Origin of the sequence: Pandoraea sp. NPDC087047, assembly GCF_044745225.1 — a bacterium.
Classification (GTDB): domain Bacteria; phylum Pseudomonadota; class Gammaproteobacteria; order Burkholderiales; family Burkholderiaceae; genus Pandoraea.
In genome coordinates this window covers 401679-424322 of the sequence record NZ_JBIUZU010000002.1, presented here as the reverse complement: position 1 = coordinate 424322, position 22644 = coordinate 401679, and the positions used below count along the sequence as shown (strand labels likewise).

The window sequence follows — 22644 nt, the reverse complement described above, 5'->3', positions numbered from 1 at the left end:
CGTCATGAGAGTTGTGCTGCTTTGCTGGGTTGCCGGCATCTGGTGGCTGCAACAGGCATCGGTGCTGCCGGCGGGGCGGGGATTCGCCGTTGCGGTGGGTGTGGCTGGGTGTGTGTTTGTTGTGGGGGCGGTGTGGGCCGTTGCGGTTGCGGTGGCGTCGGTCGATAGACGGCTGGGCGCGTGTGGCACGGACGCCGGGGGATTGGCCAGAGGCCGTGGCGGTCGCCGTGAGCGTCGCGGGGTGTTCGGTGTCGGCGATTGGCGTCGTCGCTTTGCGGTGTTGGTGCTCGCTGTCTGCGCGGCGATAGGCGGCTACGCTTGGGCGGCGTTTCGTGCGGAAGCACGATTGAGCGACAGTTTGCCCGTTCGGCTTGAAGGGCAGCAAGTGACAGTCGTCGGCGTGGTGGCCGGGTTGCCGACTTCCACGCAGGACGGGGCGAGGTTCGCGTTCGATGTTGAGCAGGCTTTCGTCGCGGGCAAGGGGTGCGAGCTGGCTTCGTCCGGGGTAACGGCGATGTCGCCTTCAGGTGCTTCGGGCGGCCGGCAGGAGACTTGGGCCGACGATGCCCCGTGCCGGTCGGTGCGCGTGCCGAGGCATATCGAGCTTGTGTGGCCTGGACGTTTGTCCTTCGGTGAGAGAGGGGGCGCAGGCGTCGATGCGGGCTTAAAGGTCGGGGCGGCTTCAAGGGACAGAGAAGCGCTTTCGAGTGCGAGACGCCCTCGCGCCGGGGAGCGGTGGCGATTTCTGGTGCGTTTGAGTGCGCCGCGAGGCTTTGCCAATTGGCACGGCTTCGATGCCGAGTTGATGGCGCTTGTCCGAGGGATTCGGGCGACGGGGTATGTGCGTACGTCGAACGGCGAAGGCAACGCGTTTCGGGAAGGTCGGGATGATAGCCGATCGCGTCGTCTGCATGCCGGGCCGCTGCTGGGGTATCGATTTGCCGCGTGGCGCGAGCGCCTGCGAGACGACTTTCGAACAGCGCTCGGGCCATCGGCGAGATATGGCGGTGTACTGATGGCGTTGGCGCTGGGAGAGCGTGGCGATATCGCGGACGCCGATTGGCAAGTGTTTGCCGATACCGGCGTGAGCCATTTGCTGGCGATCTCCGGCCTGCACGTGTCGCTCGTCGCGGGGGCGTTCGCGGCGCTCGTCGGGGTACTGTGGCGACGAGCGTGCTACCGCCGCTTCAGCTTGCCGTTGTGGTGGCCAGCGCCCAAGGCGGCCGCGGTGGCAGGCCTGCTGGCCGCTTTGGCCTACGGGGCGATCGCCGGGTGGGGTGTGCCGGTGCGACGCGCGGTCGGGATGGTCGCGATTCTGGTCTTCGCGCTGCTGAGCGGACGGTTCGCTGCGCCCTCATATGTACTGGCGTGGGCGCTGGCTGTGGTCGTCGCACTCGACCCATGGGCTGTTGTCACGCCCGGCCTTTGGCTCTCGTTCGGCGCAGTGGCGGCGCTCGTGATGGCGGGGGCGCGTCGCGAACCACTGCCGTCGACGGGGCGGGAGCGCTCGGGTGTCGGGGAGGGGGACGTCGCTGATAGTGTCGTTGATGGGATTGGGGCGAGCGCGGGTGCGCGCGTCGGCGCAGGCGTGGGTCGGCGCGCAGAAAAGGGCGCCTACAGGGAATCCGGCCACGCGACGGCGCGCCCGGATGGTAGGGCTTCGAGCAGGGATGCTCCGGTGGACGGCAGTCTCGCACAGGGGGCGATCGGGCGCTGGCGCTCGGCATTGGGCGAGCGGTTGGCGCAGGCGGCCCGCGCACAATACGCGGTCACGATCGGGTTGGTGCCATTGACGCTTGCCTGGTTCGGCGCCGTGCCACTGCTCGGGCCACTGGCCAATGCCGTCGCCATTCCGGTCATGACGCTGTTCGTTACGCCGCTGGCGCTGGCGAGTTTGTTGCTGCCGGCTGGCGTGGCGGAGTGGGCGCTTGCCGTAGCGCACACGATTGTCGTCTGGCTGGCCGATTGGCTGGGGTGGCTCGCTGCGCTGCCGTGGGCTGTGTGGCGTGCGCCGGTTGCGCCTGTCTGGGCGCAGATAGCGGCGGTGGTCGGGGTGATCGTCTGTCTGATGCCGCTGCGGCAATGGATGCGCGGGATCGGCGTGAGACTGTGGCTGATCGGCATTCGTCTCGCGGGGCTGGCGTTGATGGGGCCGGCGATGCTGGCGTCGTCGCCCCGGCCCGACGCGGGCGAGTTTCGCGTCACCATGCTCGATATCGGGCAAGGCAATGCGGTGCTGGTCGAAACTGCAACTCGCACGCTGCTGTTTGATACGGGGCCGCCGTTAGGAAGACGCGGCGACGCGGGACGCCGGGTGATCGTCCCCTATCTGCGCGCGCATGGAGTAGCGCGACTTGACCGGCTCGTCGTCAGCCATGCGCACGACGACCATTTTGGCGGGGCGCTTAGCGTACTGCGTGCCTTCCCGTCGGCCGAGGTGTTTTCGTCGCTGCCTCTCGGGCATCGTGTGCGCCGCGCGGCGAAGGCGCATCGAACCTGTCTTGCCGGACAGCACTGGACTTGGGATGGAGTCACCTTTCGTTTCCTGCACCCGGACCGGGCGACGCTGCGTGAAGGATGGGGCGGGCGGGCCGGACCCAATACGGTCAGTTGTGTGCTGCGAATCGCGAACGGGCGGCATAGCGCGTTGCTCGCGGCAGACGCCGAGGCACCGCAGGAGCGCGCGATGGTGGCTCGAATCGGGGCCGCATTGCGCTCGGATATTCTGCTGGTGCCGCATCACGGCAGTCTGACGTCGTCGACGCAGGCGTTCGTCGCGGCCATATCGCCCCGGCATGTGGTGTTTCAAACGGGCTACCGCAACCGGTTCGGCCATCCGAAAGCTCCCGTAGTCGCGCGCTATCGAGTGGCAGGTGCGCGGATTTGGCAAAACGTGACGCATGGGGGCATCCGGTTTTCGAGCACGCCCGACGGGATCGAAGCGCGGGCCTACCGTGAGCAATACCGGCGCTACTGGCATGCGGAGTTGCCGGATACGTCATAGGACGAAGATGAACGGCGGGGCAGCGCGAAGGTGTCCGGGAGGCAATGGCAGGCCATTCGACGGAAACCTCTACCGGTAATTGATAAGCGGTTCGCTAGAATGGTCCGGCGAGTGTCATGCGGCCGGATCATCGCGCATGTCGCAAGCTCGCCATGACAATGAATTCCATGACAAGAGACATCATCCATTTTTCGCACGGCAACGGCTTTCCGGCGGGCGTTTATCGCAAGATGCTCGGCGCGCTGTCCGACGAGTACGACGTGCGAGCCATCGACCGTATCGGTCACGATCCGCGTTACCCCGTAACGCCGGGCTGGCGCTATCTGCGCAACGAACTGGTCGATACGCTCGTGCGCCAGTATCGCGGCGAGCCTGTCTGGCTCGTCGGACACTCGCTCGGCGGCTTTCTGAGCCTGATGGCTGCGCTCAAGGCGCCGCAGTGCGTGCGCGGCGTGGTGATGGTCGACTCGCCCATCGTGACACCAGGTTGGCGCACCCAGATGCTCCGTCTGGGCATGCTCACCGGGCTGTACGAGCGGATGTCGCCTGCCAGCGTGACCAAGCGGCGTCGCGATCAATGGCCGGATTGGGAAAGCGCTTGGCAGCACTTCGCGAGCAAACCGGCGTTCGCCAGTTGGGACCCGGACGTGCTGCGCGATTACATCGACTGCGGCACCTTGCCGACGGGCGAGGGCGAAGCCCGGCGTCTGGCGTTCGCCCGGGAGATCGAATATCGGATCTATCTGACGCTGCCGCCGCTGCTGGCCGTGCGTGCCATGCGTGGTGTGCCGGTGCCGGTCGGTTTCCTTGCCGGCACCGAATCGCGCGAACTTCGTCAGGCCGGTATTGGGGCCACGCGCCGCATTGTCGGCACTCATCTGCACTATGTGCCCGGCACCCATCTCTTCCCGATGGAGCGTCCGCTGGAAACGGCCGCTGCGGTGCGGGGCATGCTCGCGGAACTACGTGGCGAGCACCGCCGTCCGCTCGCCGCCTGAGCGCCAGCGGCGATACATGGGCGAGTCGTCGCCGTGGCAGATCGATCGACTCACCGGACGATTGATTGACGGAGCGGCGGCCGAACGGCGGACGCGCGACCCAGGAGCGACCGCCGAGTTCAGCCGGGAGCGTTTTGCGCAGACAAGCCTTAAGACGCGAGGGGATTCCGGCCGGGGGCGCGCCGGTCGTGACGGGACGCCGCGCGCAGCACCTGTCAAGGCCAAAATTTGCCGCGCTGCACGTCGAGGGAGTGACGGCTTTCGGGTATAATCCGGCTTTCCCGCGAGCAATTACTGCGATGACCAAATTCGTTTTTGTCACGGGCGGCGTGGTTTCCTCTCTTGGTAAGGGAATTGCTGCCGCATCTCTGGCCGCGATTCTCGAATCGCGTGGCCTAAAAGTCACCCTCCTCAAGCTTGACCCCTACATCAACGTCGATCCGGGCACGATGAGCCCGTTCCAGCACGGCGAGGTGTTTGTGACCGAGGACGGTGCGGAAACCGACCTCGATCTGGGTCACTACGAGCGCTTCATCAGTGCGAAGATGCGTCGTGCGAACAACTTCACGACGGGCCAGATCTACGAGTCGGTGATCCGCAAGGAACGCCGTGGCGAGTATCTCGGCAAGACCGTTCAGGTCATTCCGCACATCACCAATGAAATTCAGGCTTTCGTCGAGCGCGGTGCGCGTTCGACGTGGGACGGCCATCCCGACGTTGCCATCGTCGAAATCGGCGGCACGGTCGGTGACATCGAGTCGCTGCCGTTCCTCGAAGCCGCACGTCAGATGAACCTGCGCCTGGGCCGCAACAGCGTGGCCTTCGTGCACCTGACGCTCGTGCCGTATATCGCGACGGCCGGCGAGCTCAAGACCAAGCCGACGCAACACAGCGTGCAGAAGCTGCGCGAAATCGGTATCTCACCGGACGTGCTGCTGTGCCGCGCGGACCGCCAGATTCCGGAAGACGAGTGCGCCAAGATTTCGCTGTTCGCGAACATCCCGCAAGACGCCGTGATCTCGGTGTGGGACGTCGACACGATTTACAAGATTCCGCAAATGCTGCATGACCAGGGCATGGACAAGATCATCTGCGACGAGCTGAAGATCGAAGCCAAGCCGGCCGACCTGTCCATGTGGACGCGTCTGGTGCACGCGGTCGAGAACCCGAAGCACGAGGTCACCATCGGTATGGTCGGCAAGTACGTCGATCTGACCGAGTCGTACAAGTCGCTGATCGAAGCGCTGCGTCACGCCGCCATCCACACGGAAACGCGCGTGAACATCGAGTACATCGATTCCGAGCAGGTCGAGAAGGACGGCACCGATGCACTCAAGCATCTGGACGCCATTCTCGTACCGGGCGGTTTCGGCCGTCGCGGTACCGAAGGCAAGATCAAGGCGATCCGCTACGCTCGCGAAAACCGTGTGCCGTATTTGGGCATCTGTCTCGGCATGCAGCTCGCCGTGATCGAATTCGCGCGCGACGTCGCCAAGCTGGGCGAAGCCAACAGTACGGAATTCGAGCCGTCGACGCCGCATCCGGTCGTCGCCCTCATCACCGAGTGGCAGGACCGGGGTGGCAAGGTCGAGCAGCGTACCGAAGATTCGGATCTGGGGGGCACGATGCGCCTGGGCTCGCAGCGTGTGCCGGTCAAGACCGGCACACTGGCGTCGCGCATCTACGGCGAGACGGTCAACGAGCGTCACCGCCACCGTTACGAAGTCAACAACCACTACGTGCCGCAGCTCGAAGCCGCTGGTCTGGTGATCTCGGCTCGCACGCCGACCGAGAACCTGCCGGAGATGATGGAACTGCCGCAACAGGTGCACCCGTGGTTTGTGGGTGTCCAGTTCCACCCCGAGTTCACGTCGACGCCGCGCGACGGCCACCCGCTCTTCAAGGCTTACGTCGAAGCAGCGCTGGCAGGTCAGCAAGCGCGCAAGAAGGCCGCCTGAGACGCGTAGCGAGCGAGCACAAGGAGTTCCCATGAAACTGTGCGGTTTCGATGTTGGCCTGGACAAGCCGTTTTTCCTGATCGCGGGTACCTGCGTCGTCGAGTCGGAGCAAATGACGATCGACGTCGCGGGTCAGCTCAAGGAAATTACGAGCGCGCTGGGCATTCCGTTCATCTACAAGTCGTCGTTCGACAAGGCCAATCGCAGCTCGGGCAAGTCGTATCGCGGCCCCGGCCGCGAGCAGGGCCTGAAGATCCTTGAGGAAGTTCGCCGTCAACTCGGCGTGCCGGTGCTCACCGATGTGCATACCGAGGAAGACGTGGCCGTGGCCGCGCCGATCGTCGATGTGTTGCAGACGCCGGCCTTCCTGTGCCGCCAGACCGATTTCATCCGTGCCTGCGCCCAATCGGGCAAGCCGGTGAACATCAAGAAGGGGCAGTTTCTCGCGCCGCACGACATGATCAACGTCATCGACAAGGCCCGCGACGCTGCGCGCGAAGCCGGTCTGCCCGATGACGTGTTCATGGCCTGCGAACGCGGTGTCTCGTTCGGCTACAACAATCTGGTCTCGGACATGCGCTCGCTGGCGATCATGCGCGAGACCGGTGCGCCGGTCGTGTTCGATGCCACGCACTCGGTGCAGTTGCCCGGCGGGCAAGGCACCAGTTCGGGTGGTCAGCGCGAGTTCGTGCCCGTGCTCTCGCGTGCGGCGGTTGCCGTGGGCGTCTCTGGTCTGTTCATGGAGACCCACCCGGACCCGGCCTGCGCCCTCTCGGACGGTCCGAACGCCGTGCCGCTCAAGCGCATGCGCGAATTGCTCACCACGCTCAAGACCATTGATGCGGCGGTGAAGCAGGGCGAGTTTCTGGAAACCAATTTCAACTGAAATGAAGCACACCGTCCTGGGGCCACTATCAGCACGCCCACAGGACGGGTATAGCGGTCCGACGCCTTGGCAGCACGGCGTCGAGTCGTTAAGCTTATCGCGCAGCGGTCGTCAATGGCCGCCGCGAGGGCGAGCCCTCCAGGAGATGCCCGCGTGCAGTACGCCGAGCGCACCGTCGACATCGATGTCATCCCTCAGGCCGCCGTGCCTCATTTCGAGGCGCCGTTGTTCCCCCGTCTACGTATTGCCCATCCGGTGCGCGTGCAAGCGCTGCATCGGTGTCCACGTCAGGATTCGGCGCGCTGCACGTTCGTGTCCAGCGCCCGGCGTGGGCGCGGCAGGTCGCAGGCAGAGCCGCGGCGCGCAGCAGGTTCCCTTTAGCGTTTTTGTCATATAGATACCGAGGAATACATGAGTGCAATCGTAGATATCATCGGGCGCGAAGTGCTGGACTCGCGCGGCAATCCGACGGTCGAGTGCGACGTGCTGCTGGAGTCGGGCGTGATGGGCCGGGCGGCAGTGCCGTCGGGTGCATCGACCGGCTCGCGCGAAGCGATCGAACTGCGCGACGGCGATAAGTCGCGCTATCTCGGCAAGGGTGTGCAGAAGGCGGTCGAGCACATCAATACCGAGATTTCGGAAGCGATCATGGGCCTGGACGCTGCTGAACAGGCCTTTCTGGACAAGACCCTGATCGAGCTCGACGGCACGGACAACAAGTCGCGCCTCGGTGCGAACGCCATGCTGGCCGTGTCGATGGCCGTGGCCAAGGCCGCCGCCGAAGAAGCCGGCCTGCCGCTGTACCGCTACTTCGGCGGTTCGGGCGCCATGCAAATGCCGGTGCCGATGATGAACATCGTCAACGGCGGCGCGCACGCCAACAACAGCCTGGACATCCAGGAATTCATGGTGATGCCGGTTGGCCAGTCGAGCTTCCGCGAAGCGCTGCGCTGCGGCACCGAGATCTTCCACGCACTCAAGTCGCTGATCGCCGAGAAGGGCTGGAGCACGGCCGTGGGCGACGAAGGCGGTTTCGCACCGAACTTCGAGTCGAACGAACAATGCCTCACGACCATTCAGGAAGCGGTCGAAAAGGCTGGTTACCGTTTGGGCGACGACGTGCTGCTCGCGCTGGACTGCGCTTCGACCGAGTTCTACAAGAACGGCAAGTACGAACTGGCCGGTGAAGGCCTGTCGCTGACCTCGGAAGAGTTCGCCGACTATCTGGCCAATCTGTGCGACAAGTTCCCGATCGTCTCGATCGAAGATGGCATGTCGGAAGACGACTGGGCTGGCTGGAAGGTCCTGACGGACAAGCTGGGCAAGAAGGTGCAACTGGTCGGCGACGACCTGTTCGTGACCAACACGAAGATCCTGAAGCAAGGTATCGAGCAGGGCGTGGCCAACTCGATCCTCATCAAGATCAACCAGATCGGTACGCTGACCGAGACGTTCGCTGCCATCGAGATGGCCAAGCGTGCCGGTTACACCGCCGTGGTGTCGCATCGTTCGGGCGAAACCGAAGACTCGACGATTGCCGATATCGCCGTGGGCACCAATGCGGGTCAGATCAAGACCGGCTCGCTCTCGCGCAGCGATCGTATTGCCAAGTACAACCAGCTTCTGCGCATCGAAGAGGATCTCGGCGATATCGCTTCGTATCCGGGCAAGGAAACGTTTTACAATCTGCGCTAATTCCGTTTCCCCGGGAAGTTAAACCCTGATTCCGGTCAGGGGCGTCTTCCCGGAATTCTTGCCAGGCGAAAGCATGCGAATGGTGACCTTGGTACTGGTGCTGCTATTAGTAGTGATCCAGTATCCGCTCTGGTTCGGCCACGGTGGTTGGTTGTACGTGCACGAACTGCGCGACGAGCTGAGCGCCGAACAGCAGAAAAACGAGCAGTTGAAAGAACGTAACGATCGCCTTGCCGGCGAAGTGCAGGATTTGCAGGACGGCACGGCAGCGATCGAAGAGCGCGCTCGTTTCGAGCTGGGCATGGTCAAGGACGGCGAAGTGTTCGTGCAGTTTGTGGGCGCGGATGGCTCTGGCGGTCCGCAGGGCGCGTCCGGTGCCGGTGTGCCGCTCGTGTCGTCGACCGAGCCGGCTCACAAGACGGTCGCTGCTGCGCCGCCAGCCGCCGTGCCGCCGTCGCAGACGAAGGGCAGGGCGCAGTCGGCGCACAAGGCACAGCATCACTGATCGCCGCTGACGGTTCTTGAACGGTACTGGCCGCTGCTGGCAATGAAGCGTAGACGGTAAAACGAAAAGGCGCGCCTTCGGGAGCGCCTTTTTTATTCCATCCTCGACCTTGCGTGCCGGGGTGTCCTGCCCGTTTTCTGTGCTGTTGCCACTCAGAAGCCGACGCTCACACCCACCGACGAGCGCGGGCCGTACCCGCCCGGCCCATACCATCCCGGGCCGTACCAACCCGGGCCGCCCCAGCCGCCGTAAAAGTACGGGTTGCGGCTGCGTATTGCGTCGTCGAGGGCGCGCTGCGCACGTTCGCGCTCGATGGTCGTTTCCTGCTCGTCGTAAATGCGTTTGTTCAGACGTGTTAGATCCTGCTTCTGCGCATCGGTCATCGCCGGAGCGTCTTGCTGCGTTTGCGGCAAACGCGCCGACGGGACGTCAGGCGGCGGCAGTTGAAGTTGCGCACAACCGGAGGCGAACGTCAGCACCAGAGTGCCGAGGGCGCCAGCGACAGACCGCAAGGGTTGCGATGCCCGAGCCGGCCGCTTCCGCGGGGAACGCGTATCGCCGTCGTTAGACGTATTCAGGGCAGTGTTGAAAGCGACTCGGGACATGGCGCAATAACCCGTGGATTGACAGCGGTGCCAGCAGGCGAGGAGGCGGCGGCGATGCGCTCCCCCTCACCGGATGTGAGCTCAGATTCACCGGCGCGCCGGTCGTTCCGTGCGCCGGTGATTCCACATCTTTCCGTTTTTTAGTGCTGTACGGCCGGCGCAGCATGCAACTGCTCCGTAAAGAGTTGAGCAGCGTCGACCTTGTCGAAGTGATACGTCTGGCGGCAGAACTCGCACGCCACCTCCAGATTCGGACGCTCGTCGAACACGCTCATGACTTCCGCCTCACCCAGCGTGCGCAGCATGTTGGTGACGCGCTCGCGCGAACACGTGCACCGGAATGCCGTGGGCAGCGGGTCGAACACGCGCACCGCTTCTTCCCAGAACAAGCGATGCAGCAGCGTCTCGCGGTCGGTACTCAGCATTTCGTCGCGCTTGAGCGTGTTGCCCAATTGGCAAACGCGATTCCACGTCTCTTCCTCATCTTCCGGAGCGCGCTCGGCACCGCTGCCTGCCGTGCCGCCATGCTGCGGCAGTTTCTGCAACAGCACGCCGACCACATGGTGATCGTCCGACGCGAGCCACAGGCGCGTATCGAGCTGCTCCGAATGGTGCATGTAGTGCTCGAGCACCGACGCGATGTCGGGCAACGGGCCGTGCTCGTCCGAGAGCGGCACCACGCCCTGATAGGGTTGCTGGCCCGGTTGCTTGATGCGGGGATCGAGCGTGATGGCAAACTGCGCCTGGCCGTTCACGTTGACCATCGACTTGAGCGTCGCGTCTTCGGGAATCTCGCCGCTGTACTTCGCGGTCGCGCGCATGGTCAGGTCGGCATTGCATTCGACGACGACCATGCTGACGGGGCCGTCACCGTGCAATTGCAGGACCAGCGCGCCGTCGAATTTGACGTTGGCGGTGAGCAGTGCTGCGGCGGCCATCATCTCGCCGAGCATATGGCGCACGGGCGCCGGGTAGTCGTGACGTTCCAGCACGGCGCGCCAGGTGGCGTCGAGGCTGACGTACTCGCCGCGCACGGGGGCGGCGTCGAACATGAATTTCTGAAGCTGATCGGACACGGTCGAATTCCTGAAAAATGCGGCCACGGCGGTGAGTGGAGCGGGCGGCAGGACAACGCGACGAGATGACGAATGTGGGGCGCAAATCGCACAAATCGTCGAACATTGGCTCGTACACGCGGTCCCGGCTTTCCACAGAAAACCGACGATTGGCGCGTCAATGTTGCGTTATCTGGGGGCGCGCACCGCATTTTCAACCTGCCGGCGGCGAAGGCTCGCGCGCCGGACTGCCAACGCGCACCGCCGCGGGTGGCGCGTTCAGCCGATGCGCACCAGTTGTTCCTTGAAGACTTGCCGGCGCGTTGCATAGACGTCGGCATTGCGCTTGAGGTTGGCGACTTCCTCGTCCGTGAGCTCGCGTACGACCTTGGCGGGCACGCCCAAAATCAGGGAGCGATCCGGGAAGGTCTTGCGCTCGGTGACTAGCGCACCTGCGCCCACCAGACTGTCGCGACCGATGACGGCACCGTTGAGCAGTACGGCCTGAATGCCGATCAGCGAGTTCTCACCCACCGTGCACCCATGCAGCATGGCCTGATGGCCGACGCTTACGCCCTCGGCCAACGTGAGCGGAAAGCCCGGGTCGGCGTGCAGCACGGCGCCCTCCTGCACGTTGGTGCCCGCGCCGACCTTGATCGGCTCGTTGTCGCCGCGAATCGCAACCCCCGGCCACACGCTGCTGTTCTCGGCGAGAATCACCTCGCCGATGATGGTGGCGGTGTCGGCCACGAAAGCACTCTCGTGGATCTGCGGGGTCTTGTCTCCAAGTTTATAGATCGGCATAGCGGCTTCGGTTCGCGGTTAAAATCGACGAAACAGCTATTGTAACGTCATGGCCGATTTCACTCCTGCGCCCGGCGCTCATGCCGCGCACCTCGCCGTTTCCGGCAATTCCACCGACGCTTGCGCGCCGAACGGCCCGTCCGACTGTGCCCGAGCCCACGCCCTTGAGCTGCTGCGACGCTGCGATCCGTTCGATAAGGCCGGCGGCGTCACGGCGCTTCGCGACAGCGTGCGAGAAGGTCGCGCGCGCTGGTACCCGGAACGACGCCTCGCGCTAGCGAACGGCGCGGCAGGGAGCGGGGAGGGCAATGAGGGAGGCGAGGGCCATGAGGACGACGCCAGCATCCCGGGGCGTCCGAGCGCACCGAAGCTGGTGTCGCCACGCGAATTGAAGCAACGTGCCGTGACGTCGGTCGCGGGACGCGCCGCGCTGCTGCACGCGCTCGCTCACATCGAATTCAACGCGATCAACCTTGCGCTCGACGCCGTGTGGCGCTTCGACGGCCTGCCCGCCGACTACTACGACGACTGGCTTCAGGTCGCCGCCGAAGAGGCGTATCACTTCTCGCTGCTTGTGCGGCGCACTTGAAAACGCTGGGCGACGAGTACGGCTATGGCTGCTTCCCCGCGCATGACGGCCTCTGGGACATGGCGCGCCGCACGTCCGGCGACTGGCTGGCCCGCCTTGCGCTCGTGCCGCGTACGCTGGAAGCGCGAGGCCTCGACGCCAGTCCGCCGATCAGGGCCAAGCTCGCGAGCGCGGGCGATGTGGCTGGCGCAGCCATTCTCGACATCATCCTGCGTGACGAAATCGGCCATGTCGCCATCGGGAACCGGTGGTACCGCTGGGGCTGCGAGCGCGCCGGATGCGCGCCAATCGAAACCTATGCCCGGTTGGCCGTACAGTACGGTGCGCCGCGCCTGCGTGGGCCGTTCAACCTGGAAGCACGCCGGGCGGCAGGTTTCGATGACGACGAACTTGCCGCGCTTCTGGCCAGCGAGTGATGCTGCCGCAGGTGCATCGCCACTCCATCGCCACTCCATCGCCACCCCATCGCAACCCCATCGCCACCCCATCGCCACCCCATCGCCACCCCATCACCGCCGGATCGCCACAGATCGCCGCCCCGTCACGCGGCATGCCGGGTACCCTTTTTGACGCGGCTTCTGGTGCGTCGATGTCAGCCGATATACTCGACGTTCCCCCATCGTTCGCCTCTTCACTTTCCATCTGCGTCATGATCGATTCGCGTTCCGAGTTTCTGACAGTGCGCGGCCTGCGCCACCATGTCCGCCAGTGGGGCACGCCCGGCGCGCCGAAGCTGTTTGCGCTTCACGGATGGATGGACGTAGCGGCGTCTTTCCAGTTCGTGGCGCAAACGCTCGCGCCGCGCTGGCATGTGCTCGCGCCGGACTGGCGCGGCTTCGGCCTCACCGATTGGCCGGTCGCCGACGGCCGCGCCGGTAGCTACTGGTTCCCCGACTACCTCGCCGATCTCGACGCCTTGCTCGATGTCTACACCGAGCCCGGCGAAGCCATCAACCTGATCGGCCACAGCATGGGTGGCAACGTCGCCTGCCTGTACGCCGGTGTGCGGTCAACGCGCGTGCGGCGTCTCGTGAATCTGGAGGGTTTCGGCTTGCCGGCTTCGTTGCCGACTGCCGCGATTCGTCAACTCGGCCGCTGGCTCGACGATTTGCAGACGATGCCGACGCTGCGCCCCTACGCGTCGCTCGAAGACGTGGCGGCGCGCTTGCGCAAGACGAACTCGCGTCTCACCCCGGCGCGTGCCGAATGGCTGGCGCAGCGTTGGGCGCGTCAGGCGCGCGACGGGCAATGGCATCTGCTGGCCGACGCGGCCCACAAGATCGCGAACCCATACCCCTATCGTCTGGACGAGGCGATGGCCGTATGGCGTCAGGTAACGGCGCCCGTGCTGCATGTCGAAGCGAACGATTCGGACGTTCTGCAGCATTTCGCCGGTGCGCAAGGTAAGGACATCTTCCGGGAACGGTTCAAGGTCTTTCCGAATTTGACGGAGGCCTTCGTCGACGATGCGGGGCATATGCTGCATCACGATCAGCCGGAAGCCGTGGCGCGGCTGATCGACGACTTCTGCCGCGAGTGAGCGCAGTGAGCGTGCAGGCAACTCGCGTTGCGTGCACTTGAGCGGTAGAATGAAAGCGTCATTATCACGTCACACGCCGGTGTCCGGTGTCGGAAGGGCCCGAGATGCAGCGGTGCCATCGCCCGGCGGCTCATCATGCTCAACGCGGATCTTCATTGTCATTCCAAGGTGTCGGACGGCACGCTCACGCCGTCCGAAGTGGCGCAGGTCGCATTCGAGGCCGGCGTCGACCTTTGGGCGCTAACGGATCACGACGAGATCGGCGGTCAGCGCGAGGCGCGCGCGGCGGCAGAGGCCCTTGGCATGCGCTATGTGAGCGGCGTCGAGATTTCGATCACGTGGGCGAACCGCACGGTGCACATCGTCGGACTGAATATCGATGCCGATAATCCGGCGCTGATCGACGGTCTGGCGGCCACACGCGGCGGTCGTGCGGAGCGCGCGCAGCAGATGAGCGAGCAACTGGCGGCAGCCGGCATACCGGGCGCTTATGAAGGTGCGCTGCGATTCGTCGGCAATCCCGATCTGATTTCACGCACGCACTTTGCGCGCTTTCTGGTGGAAATCGGAAAATGCGCATCGGTCTCCGACGTGTTTGCGACGTATCTTTCGGAAGGCCGTCCGGGCTACGTGCCGCATCGCTGGGCGACGCTCGAGAATGCCGTGAAGTGGATCCGGGGCGCGGGGGGCATTGCGGTCGTGGCGCACCCCGGCCGCTATAAATTCACGCAGCTCGAATTCGGCGCGCTGTTCGATCAGTTCCGCGAACTGGGCGGTGAAGCGATTGAAGTCGTGACCGGCAGCCACACGCCGGATCAGTACCGCGAGTATGCCGATGTCGCGCGTCAGTACGGATTTCTGGCGTCGCGCGGCTCGGATTTCCATGGACCGACCGAGAGCCGCGCGCTGCTCGGCAAGCTGCCACCGTTGCCCGACGATCTCACCCCGGTCTGGAGCCGCTGGCAGTAACCTTCCGACAATATGTCGCAATTCTTCCAGATTCATCCGGAAAATCCGCAGTCACGTCTTATCAAGCAAGCCATCCAGATCATCGACAAGGGAGGTATTGTCGCGTTGCCGACCGATTCGAGCTATGCGATTGCCTGTCACATCGACGATAAGCAGGCCGTCGACCGTTTGCGCCGCATTCGCGGGCTCGACGAGAAGCAGTTGCTCTCCCTGCTCGTGCGCGATCTGTCGGAGCTGGCCGAGTTCGCCATGGTCGACAACCGGCAATACCGGCTGATCAAGGCGACGACACCGGGCCCGTACGTGTTCATTCTGGAAGCGACGAAAGAGGTGCCGCGACGCCTCTCGCATCCGTCGAGAAAGACCATCGGGCTGCGGGTGCCGGAGCATGCCATCACGCTGGCATTGCTTGAAGAACTGGGCCAGCCGCTACTCGCCACGACGCTGATTCTGCCGGGCGAAACCGAGCCGCTGAACGACCCGGAAGAGATTCGCGAACGGCTCGAAAAGCAGTTGGATCTGGTGATCGACGGCGGGGCGTGTCCCAAGGAGCCGTCGACGGTTGTCGATCTGACGGTGACACCACCCGAAGTGCTGCGTCGCGGGCGAGGCTCGCTCGCGCCATTTGGCCTGTCGTGACCGGGTGAGCCTCTCAATCTTTGTAAGGTTAGGAAATACTGGCGTGCAGGTCTGCTTGTTACAATAGTCGGCTATGAATGCAGATCTGATCCAGACCATTGCGGTCTACGCGCTCCCGGTCCTCTTTGCGATTACCTTGCACGAGGCTGCGCACGGCTATGTCGCGAAGTATTTCGGCGACCCTACGGCCTTCCTGATGGGGCGCGTGACGCTCAATCCCCTCAAGCACATCGATCCGATCGGCACGGTAATCGTGCCGCTCGCGCTTTATTTCATGACGAGCGGGGCATTTCTGTTCGGTTACGCCAAGCCGGTGCCAGTCGCGTTCGGCAGTCTGCGCAATCCGCGCGTCGATACGATCTGGGTGGCACTCGCCGGGCCGCTGTGCAACTTCGCGCAGGCGATTCTGTGGGCCTTGTTCGGCGTCGGGCTGCAAATCGCTGGCGTTCGCGAACCGTTCTTCATGATGATGGCGCAGGCCGGTCTCCTGGTGAACCTCGTGATGTGCATGTTCAACCTGTTTCCGTTGCCGCCGCTGGACGGCGGACGCGTGCTGGTGTCGCTGCTGCCCGCACGCGCAGCGTATACGCTCTCGCGCCTGGAACCTTACGGCTTTTTCATCGTGATGGCGCTGGTGGTCAGCGGTGTGCTGGGCCGTGTCTGGCTGTGGCCGCTGATCCAGTGGGGGCGTGACCTGATTGTCTGGATGCTCACGCCGTTGCTGTCGCTGATTTCCTGAAGTTTTTGCAGAACATAACGAGACCATGTACCCCGAACGCGTTTTCTCCGGCATGCGACCGACCGGTCGCCTGCACCTCGGCCACTATCACGGCGTGCTCAAGAACTGGATTCAACTCCAGTCGGAGTATCCGTGCTACTTCTGCGTGGTCGATTGGCACGCGCTCACCACACACTACGAAACGCCGGAAGTCATCGAACAGAACGTATGGGACGTACTGATCGACTGGCTGGCCGCAGGGATCGATCCGAATCAGGCCACGCTGTTCATCCAGAGCAAGGTGCCCGAGCACGCGGAACTGGCACTGCTCATCGGCATGAGCACGCCGCTGGGCTGGCTCGAGCGCGTGCCGACGTACAAGGAACAGATCGAGAAACTCAAGGAAAAGGATCTGTCGACGTACGGCTTTCTCGGTTATCCGGTGCTGATGGCCGCCGACATCCTGCTCTATCGGGCACTGCACGTGCCGGTGGGTGAAGATCAGGTGCCGCACGTGGAAATGACGCGCGAAATCGCGCGGCGCTTCAACTATCTTTACGGCCGCGAAGCCGGCTTCGAGGAGAAGGCGATCGCGGCGGCGCGCAAGCTCGGCGGCAAGCGCTCGAAGCTCTATCTGGACCTTCGCACGGCTTATCAGGAAAAGGGCGACGACGAGGCGCTCGAACAGGCGCGCGCGATGCTGTCCGAATCGCAGTCGCTGTCGATGGGAGACCGTGAGCGTTTGTTCGGTTATCTGGAGGGCGCCCGCAAGCTGATTCTCGTGGAGCCGCAGGCGCTGCTGACGCCGGCCTCGCGCATGCCGGGGCTCGACGGGCAGAAGATGTCGAAGTCCTATAACAACACCATCGGCCTGCGCGAAGACGCGGAATCGATTACCAAGAAGGTGCGCACGATGCCGACGGACCCGGCGCGCGTGCGTCGCACCGATCCGGGCGATCCCGACAAGTGCCCGGTGTGGCAACTGCATCAGGTCTACAGCGACGACGACACGCGCGAGTGGGTCCAGAAGGGCTGCCGCAGCGCCGGTATCGGCTGTATCGAGTGCAAGCAACCGGTCATCGAGGGCATTCTGCGCGAGCAGCAACCCATGCTGGAGCGCGCCCAGAAGTACATGGACGATCCGTCGCTGCTGCGCGCGATCGTTGCCGACGGCTGCGAGAAGGCCCGCAAGTCCGCGCAGGAAATCATGCGCGACGTGCGCGAAGCCATGGGACTTCAGTATTCATGACGGAGGCGGCCGCATCCGGCGTGGTGCATGGCACCGGCGCACCGTCGTCATGGCTGATGCGCTGGGCGCATCTGATTGGGCCGGGTGCCCGTGTGCTCGATCTGGCGTGCGGTCACGGACGTCACACGCGCTGGCTTGTCGATCGCGGCGCACGCGTCACGGCAGTCGACCGCGACGCGGCCGCGCTTGCCACGATGTCAACGCTTGCGAACGTCACGACGTTGGCCGCGGACCTGGAGGGCGCGGCCTGGCCGTTTCCGGTCGATGTCGTGTTCGATGCGGTCATCGTCACAAACTATCTGCACCGGCCGCTGTTCCCGCGAATTGCCGCGAGCGTGGCGCCGGGCGGTGTGTTGATTTACGAAACCTTTGCGCAGGGAAACGAAAGGTACGGGAAGCCGTCAAATCCGCTGTTTCTGCTGGCGCCGGGGGAATTGCTGGACGTGGCGCGCGAGGCGGGTTTGCGCGTTGCGGGCTTCGAAGACGTGACGCTGCCGGCACCGCGTGCGGCATGCGTGCAGCGTCTGTGTGCCGCACGTGCTGCTGTCCCCGGGGAAAACCCCGGCACCGCCGCCCTGTACGAGCCGGCGGCGTAATCCGCTACAATCCACCCTTATCGCTGAATTGTTCGATCAACCATGACTACCCAAACTCCGATTCAAGGCAGTATCGTCGCGATTGTCACGCCGATGGCAGAGGATGGCAGCCTTGACCGCGAAGCACTGCGTAACCTGATCAACTGGCACGTCGACGAAGGCACGGACGGTATCGTGATCGTCGGTACGTCGGGTGAATCGCCGACGGTCAACGTCGAAGAGCACTGCGAACTCATCGAGATCGCCGTCAAGCAAACCGCAGAAGCCGGTGAGTCGCGCGGACGCAAGGTGCACGTGATCGCCGGCACCGGCGGCAATTCGACGGCCGAAGCCATCGAGCTGACGAAGCACGCGAAGCAGGTAGGCGCCGATGCATCGCTGCAAGTCGTGCCGTACTACAACAAGCCGACGCAGGAAGGTCAGTACCAACACTTCCGCGCCATTGCCGAAGCCGTCGAGCTTCCGGTCATTCTCTATAATGTGCCCGGCCGTACCGTGGCAGACGCCAGCAACGAAACGCTGCTGCGCCTGGCGCAAGTGCCGGGCATCGTTGGCGTGAAAGATGCTACGGGCAATCTGGATCGGGGCATCGACCTGATCCGGCGCGCCCCGAAGCACTTCGCCGTGTACAGCGGCGACGACCTGACGGCTGTTGCGCTCATGCTCATGGGCGGTCAGGGTAATATCTCGGTCACCGCCAACGTGGCGCCGCGTGCGATGCACGAGTTGTGCGCGGCTGCGCTGGCCGGCGACGTGGCCAAGGCACGGGAACTGCAATTCAAGTTGTTCGAACTGCACCGTGCCATGTTCGTCGAAGCCAATCCGATCCCCGTGAAGTGGGCGCTGCAAAAGATGGGCATGATCGCGTCGGGCATCCGCCTGCCGCTTACGCCCCTTGCGCAGCCGTATCAGGACACGGTGCTCGAAGCCCTCAAGTCGGCCAATATCGCCGTTGTCTAAGCTGTCGTTAAGGCACCCGGGTTCGATTGCCCACCCATTTTTTTGCGACTCATGAAACGAATCGTCAGTAATTCCGTAGCTCGTCCCGTGCTGGCATGGGCCGCTATTGCCTCGTTGGCGCTCGTCGCCGGATGTAGCTCGCTGTCGAGCGCCCTGTCGTCCGATAAGGTCGACTACAAAAGCTCGAAGACCGGCCCCTCGCTCGACGTTCCGCCGGATCTGACGAATGTTCAGGCCGCCGACCGCAAGTATGTGACGCCGGGCGGCACCGCCACCCTGTCGACTTACGAAAACCAGCAGAAGGTCGTGGCGGCGAATCCGGCCGACACGGTGCTGCCGGACGTGCCGGGCATGAAGGTCGTGCGCGACGGCAACGAGCGTTGGCTCGTGATTCAGAAGCCGGCCGGCGACCTGTGGCCGACACTGCGTGAGTTCTGGCAGGAAAACGGCTTCGTGCTGACGATCGACTCGTCGGACACGGGCGTGATGGAAACCGACTGGGCGGAAAACCGCGCCAAGCTGAATCAGGACATCATCCGCGATCTGCTTGGCAAGGTGCTCGACGGTCTGTATTCCACCGGCGAACGCGACCGCTTCCGCACCCGTGTGGAGCGCGATCCGAACGGCGGCACGGACATCTACATCACGCACCGTCGCATGGTGGAAGTGTTCACGAACTCGCAGAAGGACACGACCAAGTGGGAGCCGGCGCCGAACGATCCGGGTCTCGAAGCGATCATGCTGACCAAGCTGATGCAGCGCTTCGGTGCGCAGGCCGATCAGGCTAAGGCGCAAGTGGAGAACGCTCGTGCCGGCGGTCCGACGAGCCAGGTCGTGAAAACGGCTGACGCTTCGTACCTCGACATCAACGAGCCGTTCGACCGTGCATGGCGCCGTGTGGGCGTGGCGCTCGATCGCGGTAACTTCACCGTGGACGATCGTGACCGCGCGAAGGGTCTGTACTTTGTGAGTTATGTCGATCCGGCATCGCTTGCCAAGGACAATGGCTTTTTCTACAGCCTGTTCCATGCGAAGGAAGTGCAGGACCAGAAGAAGGCCAAGAAGTACAGCGTGAACGTGCAGGGGCGTGGCGATAGCCAGACGCGTGTGCAGGTGCTCGACGACAAGGGTAACGTCGACAACTCGCAGATCGCTCAGACGATCATCAGCGTGATCGGCAACCAGCTCCGTTAAGGCGGGGTGTGCGGTTCGCCAGTCTAGGCAGCGGCAGCGAAGGTAACGCCCTGCTGGTGGAGGCGTCGGAAGGCGCCTCCACGACACGCATTCTCCTCGATTGCGGATTCTCGATGCGAGAGATCGAGCGTCGCCTGACGGCGCGCTCGGTCGACGTGGCGTCACTCGACGCCATTGTGATCACGCATGAACACGCCGACCACATCGGCAGTGCACTCTCTCTTGCTCGCAAGTATCGAATCCCGCTCATCATGAGCTGGGGGACGGGGCAGGCGGTCAAGGCCCATGCCACGCTCAAAATCACCGAGGGTGACGATACGCTCGTGCGCTGGTGCCGCTCCGACGAGCGGCTGAGCGTGGGCGGCATCGAACTTCATCCCTATACCGTGCCTCACGACGCGCGCGAGCCGCTGCAGTTCGTGTTTTCCGACGGCGCGCGCCGGCTGGGTGTGCTCACAGACGCGGGATGTCCGACGGCACATTTGATCGCCACGCTCGGCGGGTGCGACGCCCTGGTGCTCGAATGCAACCATGATCGAGAGATGCTGGCGAACAGCAGGTACCCGGCATCACTTAAGGCGCGTATTGGTGGGACTTATGGACATTTGGCGAACGATGCGGCGGCCGAGATTCTGGGCGGGATCGATAGGGCAAGACTTCAGCGCGTGGTTTGTGCGCATCTGAGCGAGCAGAACAATACGCCGGAATTGGCGATGGCGGCGATGTCAGCCGTGATCGGCAGCGAAGCGACGGAGATTCTCGTGGCAACGCAGGCGGGTGGGTTCGATTGGTTGATGTGCTAGCGGCGTGAAGGCGGCACTGTCTCGATGCGGAGCACGATACGAAAGGTGTCCGTGGTGCAGACGCAAAAAAGCCGGTCAGAAGACCGGCTTTTTTTGCTCAACTGCCTTGCGGCAGCGAGAGCTTACTTGCTGGCAGCAGCGTCAGCAGCCGAAGCAACGGCGTCAGCAGCAGCACCAGCAGCCGAAGCGGCCGTGTCAGCAGCAGCACCAGCAGCCGAAGCAGCCGAATCAGCAGCAGCGCCAGCAGCCGAAGCGGCGTCCGAAGCAGCCGTAGCAGCCGAAGCGGCAGCGTCAGCAGCCGGAGCAGCGGCTTCTTCCTTCTTGCCGCAGGCGGTCAGGGCGATAGCCAACAACGAAGCGACGAGGAGAGACTTCTTCATGATCACGTCCTTTTATGGTAGAAGACAAGCGAATGAATAATTAGTTACGGTAATACGCTCTTGCCAGCGCAAAGCCGATTGCGAGACATTGGCAATTGAGGATTACCCTTGGTCATGCAAGCTGCTTGGCGAGAAATTATATTGGGTTTTCCCCAACGCGTCACGTCAATCTCGCGTAATTACCCCGCTTTTTTCCTTACGGTGCGCAACTTTCGCACCGACTTCGAGTCTGGTCCGAGTTGCAGCCATCCCGAAGCATACCAATCGTACAGAATTTCAACGATTTCTTGGCCTTTTTGCTCGAAATTCGCACATTCCTCTGCGTTCAGCTCACGTTGGTCGGCGAGTCGCCGTAACGTCGAGCGTGCGGTGACAGGGACTTCGAGCGGCTCGCCGTTGACGTAGCATCGGTTGCGTCGATACAACAATTGGGACTTTGCTGAGAGCGCGACACCTCTAGAAGATGCTTCGTGCACGAAACGTGACATCGACAGTGGCTTTTCCGGCGAGTCGAAGAACACGTGAGACTTCGGTTCGCTCAGCCAGCGCCCGAGAAAATCTTCCACCTCCTTCTGTCCCCAACGCACTCGCTCGAGCTGTGAGACGAGCGCGTCGATCATGGCCTCGGGGAGTGCCGCGGGGTGTTTGACCGCCGACTGTCCCGGGTCCGCGTATCGGCCAGCGAAATGACGTGCGAACGGCAACTCCGCAGCGTTTTCTGCGAGGTAGTACAGGAAGTTCTGAAGCATCTCCTGTTCGAGCGGTGCACGAAAACCGATGGAATATGTCATGCACTCGCCCTCGGCCACGCCATCGTGGGCATAACCCGGCGGCAGATACAGCATGTCGCCCGGCTCCAGCACCCATTCCTCTTCGGCTTCAAAGTGCTTCAGGATGCGCAGCGGCACGTCTTCGAGCCACGTCGTGTCGCGTTGCGGTCCGATGCGCCAGCGGCGTTTGCCGTGGGCTTGTAGCAGAAACACGTCGTAAGAATCCAGATGTGGACCGACGCCACCGCCGTCGGTCGCGTAGCTGATCATCACATCGTCCAGACGCGCATCGGGAATGAAGCGAAACTGTTGCATGAGGGCGTCGATGGCCGGCGCGTGAAGGTTCACGCCTTGCACGAGCAGCGTCCACTGTTTGCGCGTGAGCGGCGGCAGGTCGTCGGCTTCGAACGGGCCGTGATCGAGTTGCCAGCGTTTGCGGGCGTGACTGATAAGACGCGATTCGACATCGTCTTGCGCGGCGAGCGCGAACAGCGCATCGCGCGAGAGTGGTGCGGTGAAGCCGGGGATGGCTTGACGGATGAGCAGCGGGCGCTTGTGCCAATAGCGCTTCATGAACGCGTCGGGGTCGAGGCCGCCGAGCAACGGCAGGGTGGGGCGAGATGTCGTCATGCGTAGATCGATGCGTTTAAAGGTGACGTCTTGGGCGACGGCCGGCGTGACAAGTGAGGTGACATGGCGCGTGTCGGCCCCTTGTCCGCAAGCCTGA

20 protein-coding genes and 1 pseudogene are annotated in these 22644 nt (G+C 63.5%); 16 read left to right on the top strand and 5 right to left on the bottom strand.

What is annotated here, in order from left to right:
* Nucleotides 1-4 precede the first annotated feature (4 nt).
* The 6 genes from ACIPHM_RS04600 (at nt 5) to ftsB (ending at nt 9046) form a co-directional block, all read left to right on the top strand.
* A complete protein-coding gene (locus tag ACIPHM_RS04600) occupies nt 5-3004 on the top strand; it encodes a DNA internalization-related competence protein ComEC/Rec2 (protein WP_400324960.1) in 3000 nt (999 codons plus the stop codon).
* Between the two features lie 167 nt (nt 3005-3171).
* On the top strand, nt 3172-4002 hold the full coding sequence (locus ACIPHM_RS04595; protein ID WP_400324959.1) for an alpha/beta fold hydrolase: 831 nt from the start codon (nt 3172-3174) through the stop codon (nt 4000-4002).
* A 299-nt stretch (nt 4003-4301) separates the two neighbouring features.
* Nucleotides 4302-5960 (top strand): CTP synthase, encoded by a 1659-nt coding sequence (locus ACIPHM_RS04590; RefSeq protein ID WP_400324958.1) that lies wholly within the window; start codon nt 4302-4304, stop codon nt 5958-5960.
* A gap of 31 nt (nt 5961-5991) precedes the next feature.
* On the top strand, nt 5992-6846 hold the full coding sequence (gene kdsA, locus ACIPHM_RS04585; protein WP_400324956.1) for a 3-deoxy-8-phosphooctulonate synthase: 855 nt from the start codon (nt 5992-5994) through the stop codon (nt 6844-6846).
* Nucleotides 6847-7257: 411 nt separating this feature from the next.
* Nucleotides 7258-8541, top strand: coding sequence for a phosphopyruvate hydratase (eno, locus tag ACIPHM_RS04580; protein ID WP_400324954.1), 1284 nt, complete (start codon nt 7258-7260; stop codon nt 8539-8541).
* Nucleotides 8542-8614: 73 nt separating this feature from the next.
* Complete coding sequence (gene ftsB / locus ACIPHM_RS04575; RefSeq protein WP_400324952.1) at nt 8615-9046, top strand: cell division protein FtsB; 432 nt, start codon at nt 8615-8617, stop codon at nt 9044-9046.
* A gap of 152 nt (nt 9047-9198) precedes the next feature.
* On the opposite strand, the gene ACIPHM_RS04570 is transcribed toward ftsB, so the two are convergent.
* From ACIPHM_RS04570 to ACIPHM_RS04560, 3 genes are all read right to left on the bottom strand, one after another.
* Nucleotides 9199-9558, bottom strand: coding sequence for a hypothetical protein (locus tag ACIPHM_RS04570; protein WP_400324950.1), 360 nt, complete (start codon nt 9556-9558; stop codon nt 9199-9201).
* A 233-nt stretch (nt 9559-9791) separates the two neighbouring features.
* On the bottom strand, nt 9792-10727 hold the full coding sequence (hslO, locus tag ACIPHM_RS04565; protein ID WP_400324948.1) for an Hsp33 family molecular chaperone HslO: 936 nt from the start codon (nt 10725-10727) through the stop codon (nt 9792-9794).
* A 258-nt stretch (nt 10728-10985) separates the two neighbouring features.
* Nucleotides 10986-11510, bottom strand: coding sequence for a gamma carbonic anhydrase family protein (locus ACIPHM_RS04560; RefSeq protein ID WP_400324947.1), 525 nt, complete (start codon nt 11508-11510; stop codon nt 10986-10988).
* A 49-nt stretch (nt 11511-11559) separates the two neighbouring features.
* On the opposite strand from ACIPHM_RS04560, the pseudogene ACIPHM_RS04555 reads away from it, so the two are divergent.
* From ACIPHM_RS04555 to ACIPHM_RS04510, 10 genes and pseudogenes are all read left to right on the top strand, one after another.
* A pseudogene (locus ACIPHM_RS04555) lies at nt 11560-12515 on the top strand (ferritin-like domain-containing protein).
* 233 nt (nt 12516-12748) lie between these two features.
* A complete protein-coding gene (locus tag ACIPHM_RS04550) occupies nt 12749-13639 on the top strand; it encodes an alpha/beta fold hydrolase (protein ID WP_400324945.1) in 891 nt (296 codons plus the stop codon).
* A 135-nt stretch (nt 13640-13774) separates the two neighbouring features.
* Nucleotides 13775-14608, top strand: a complete 834-nt coding sequence (locus ACIPHM_RS04545) for a 3',5'-nucleoside bisphosphate phosphatase (RefSeq protein WP_400324943.1) — start codon at nt 13775-13777, stop codon at nt 14606-14608.
* A 12-nt stretch (nt 14609-14620) separates the two neighbouring features.
* Complete coding sequence (locus ACIPHM_RS04540) at nt 14621-15247, top strand: L-threonylcarbamoyladenylate synthase (RefSeq protein WP_400324941.1); 627 nt, start codon at nt 14621-14623, stop codon at nt 15245-15247.
* Between the two features lie 73 nt (nt 15248-15320).
* Nucleotides 15321-15986 carry a site-2 protease family protein gene (locus ACIPHM_RS04535; RefSeq protein WP_400324939.1) on the top strand — a complete coding sequence of 222 codons (666 nt, stop codon included), beginning with the start codon at nt 15321-15323 and terminating at the stop codon, nt 15984-15986.
* A gap of 25 nt (nt 15987-16011) precedes the next feature.
* Nucleotides 16012-17214, top strand: coding sequence for a tryptophan--tRNA ligase (locus tag ACIPHM_RS04530; RefSeq protein ID WP_400324937.1), 1203 nt, complete (start codon nt 16012-16014; stop codon nt 17212-17214).
* Complete coding sequence (locus ACIPHM_RS04525) at nt 17211-17810, top strand: class I SAM-dependent methyltransferase (RefSeq protein WP_400324935.1); 600 nt, start codon at nt 17211-17213, stop codon at nt 17808-17810. The genes ACIPHM_RS04530 and ACIPHM_RS04525 overlap by 4 nt, the downstream gene beginning before the upstream one ends.
* A gap of 42 nt (nt 17811-17852) precedes the next feature.
* Complete coding sequence (gene dapA, locus ACIPHM_RS04520; RefSeq protein ID WP_400324933.1) at nt 17853-18770, top strand: 4-hydroxy-tetrahydrodipicolinate synthase; 918 nt, start codon at nt 17853-17855, stop codon at nt 18768-18770.
* 51 nt (nt 18771-18821) lie between these two features.
* Entirely contained in the window at nt 18822-19964 is a 1143-nt protein-coding gene (bamC, locus tag ACIPHM_RS04515; protein ID WP_400324931.1) for an outer membrane protein assembly factor BamC, read from the top strand.
* 8 nt (nt 19965-19972) lie between these two features.
* A complete protein-coding gene (locus tag ACIPHM_RS04510; protein ID WP_400324929.1) occupies nt 19973-20767 on the top strand; it encodes an MBL fold metallo-hydrolase in 795 nt (264 codons plus the stop codon).
* Nucleotides 20768-20889: 122 nt separating this feature from the next.
* Here ACIPHM_RS04510 and ACIPHM_RS04505 read toward each other — a convergent pair whose 3' ends face one another.
* A complete protein-coding gene (locus ACIPHM_RS04505) occupies nt 20890-21147 on the bottom strand; it encodes a hypothetical protein (protein ID WP_072617452.1) in 258 nt (85 codons plus the stop codon).
* Between the two features lie 179 nt (nt 21148-21326).
* Entirely contained in the window at nt 21327-22547 is a 1221-nt protein-coding gene (locus tag ACIPHM_RS04500; RefSeq protein WP_400324926.1) for a JmjC domain-containing protein, read from the bottom strand.
* Nucleotides 22548-22644: the final 97 nt, after the last annotated feature.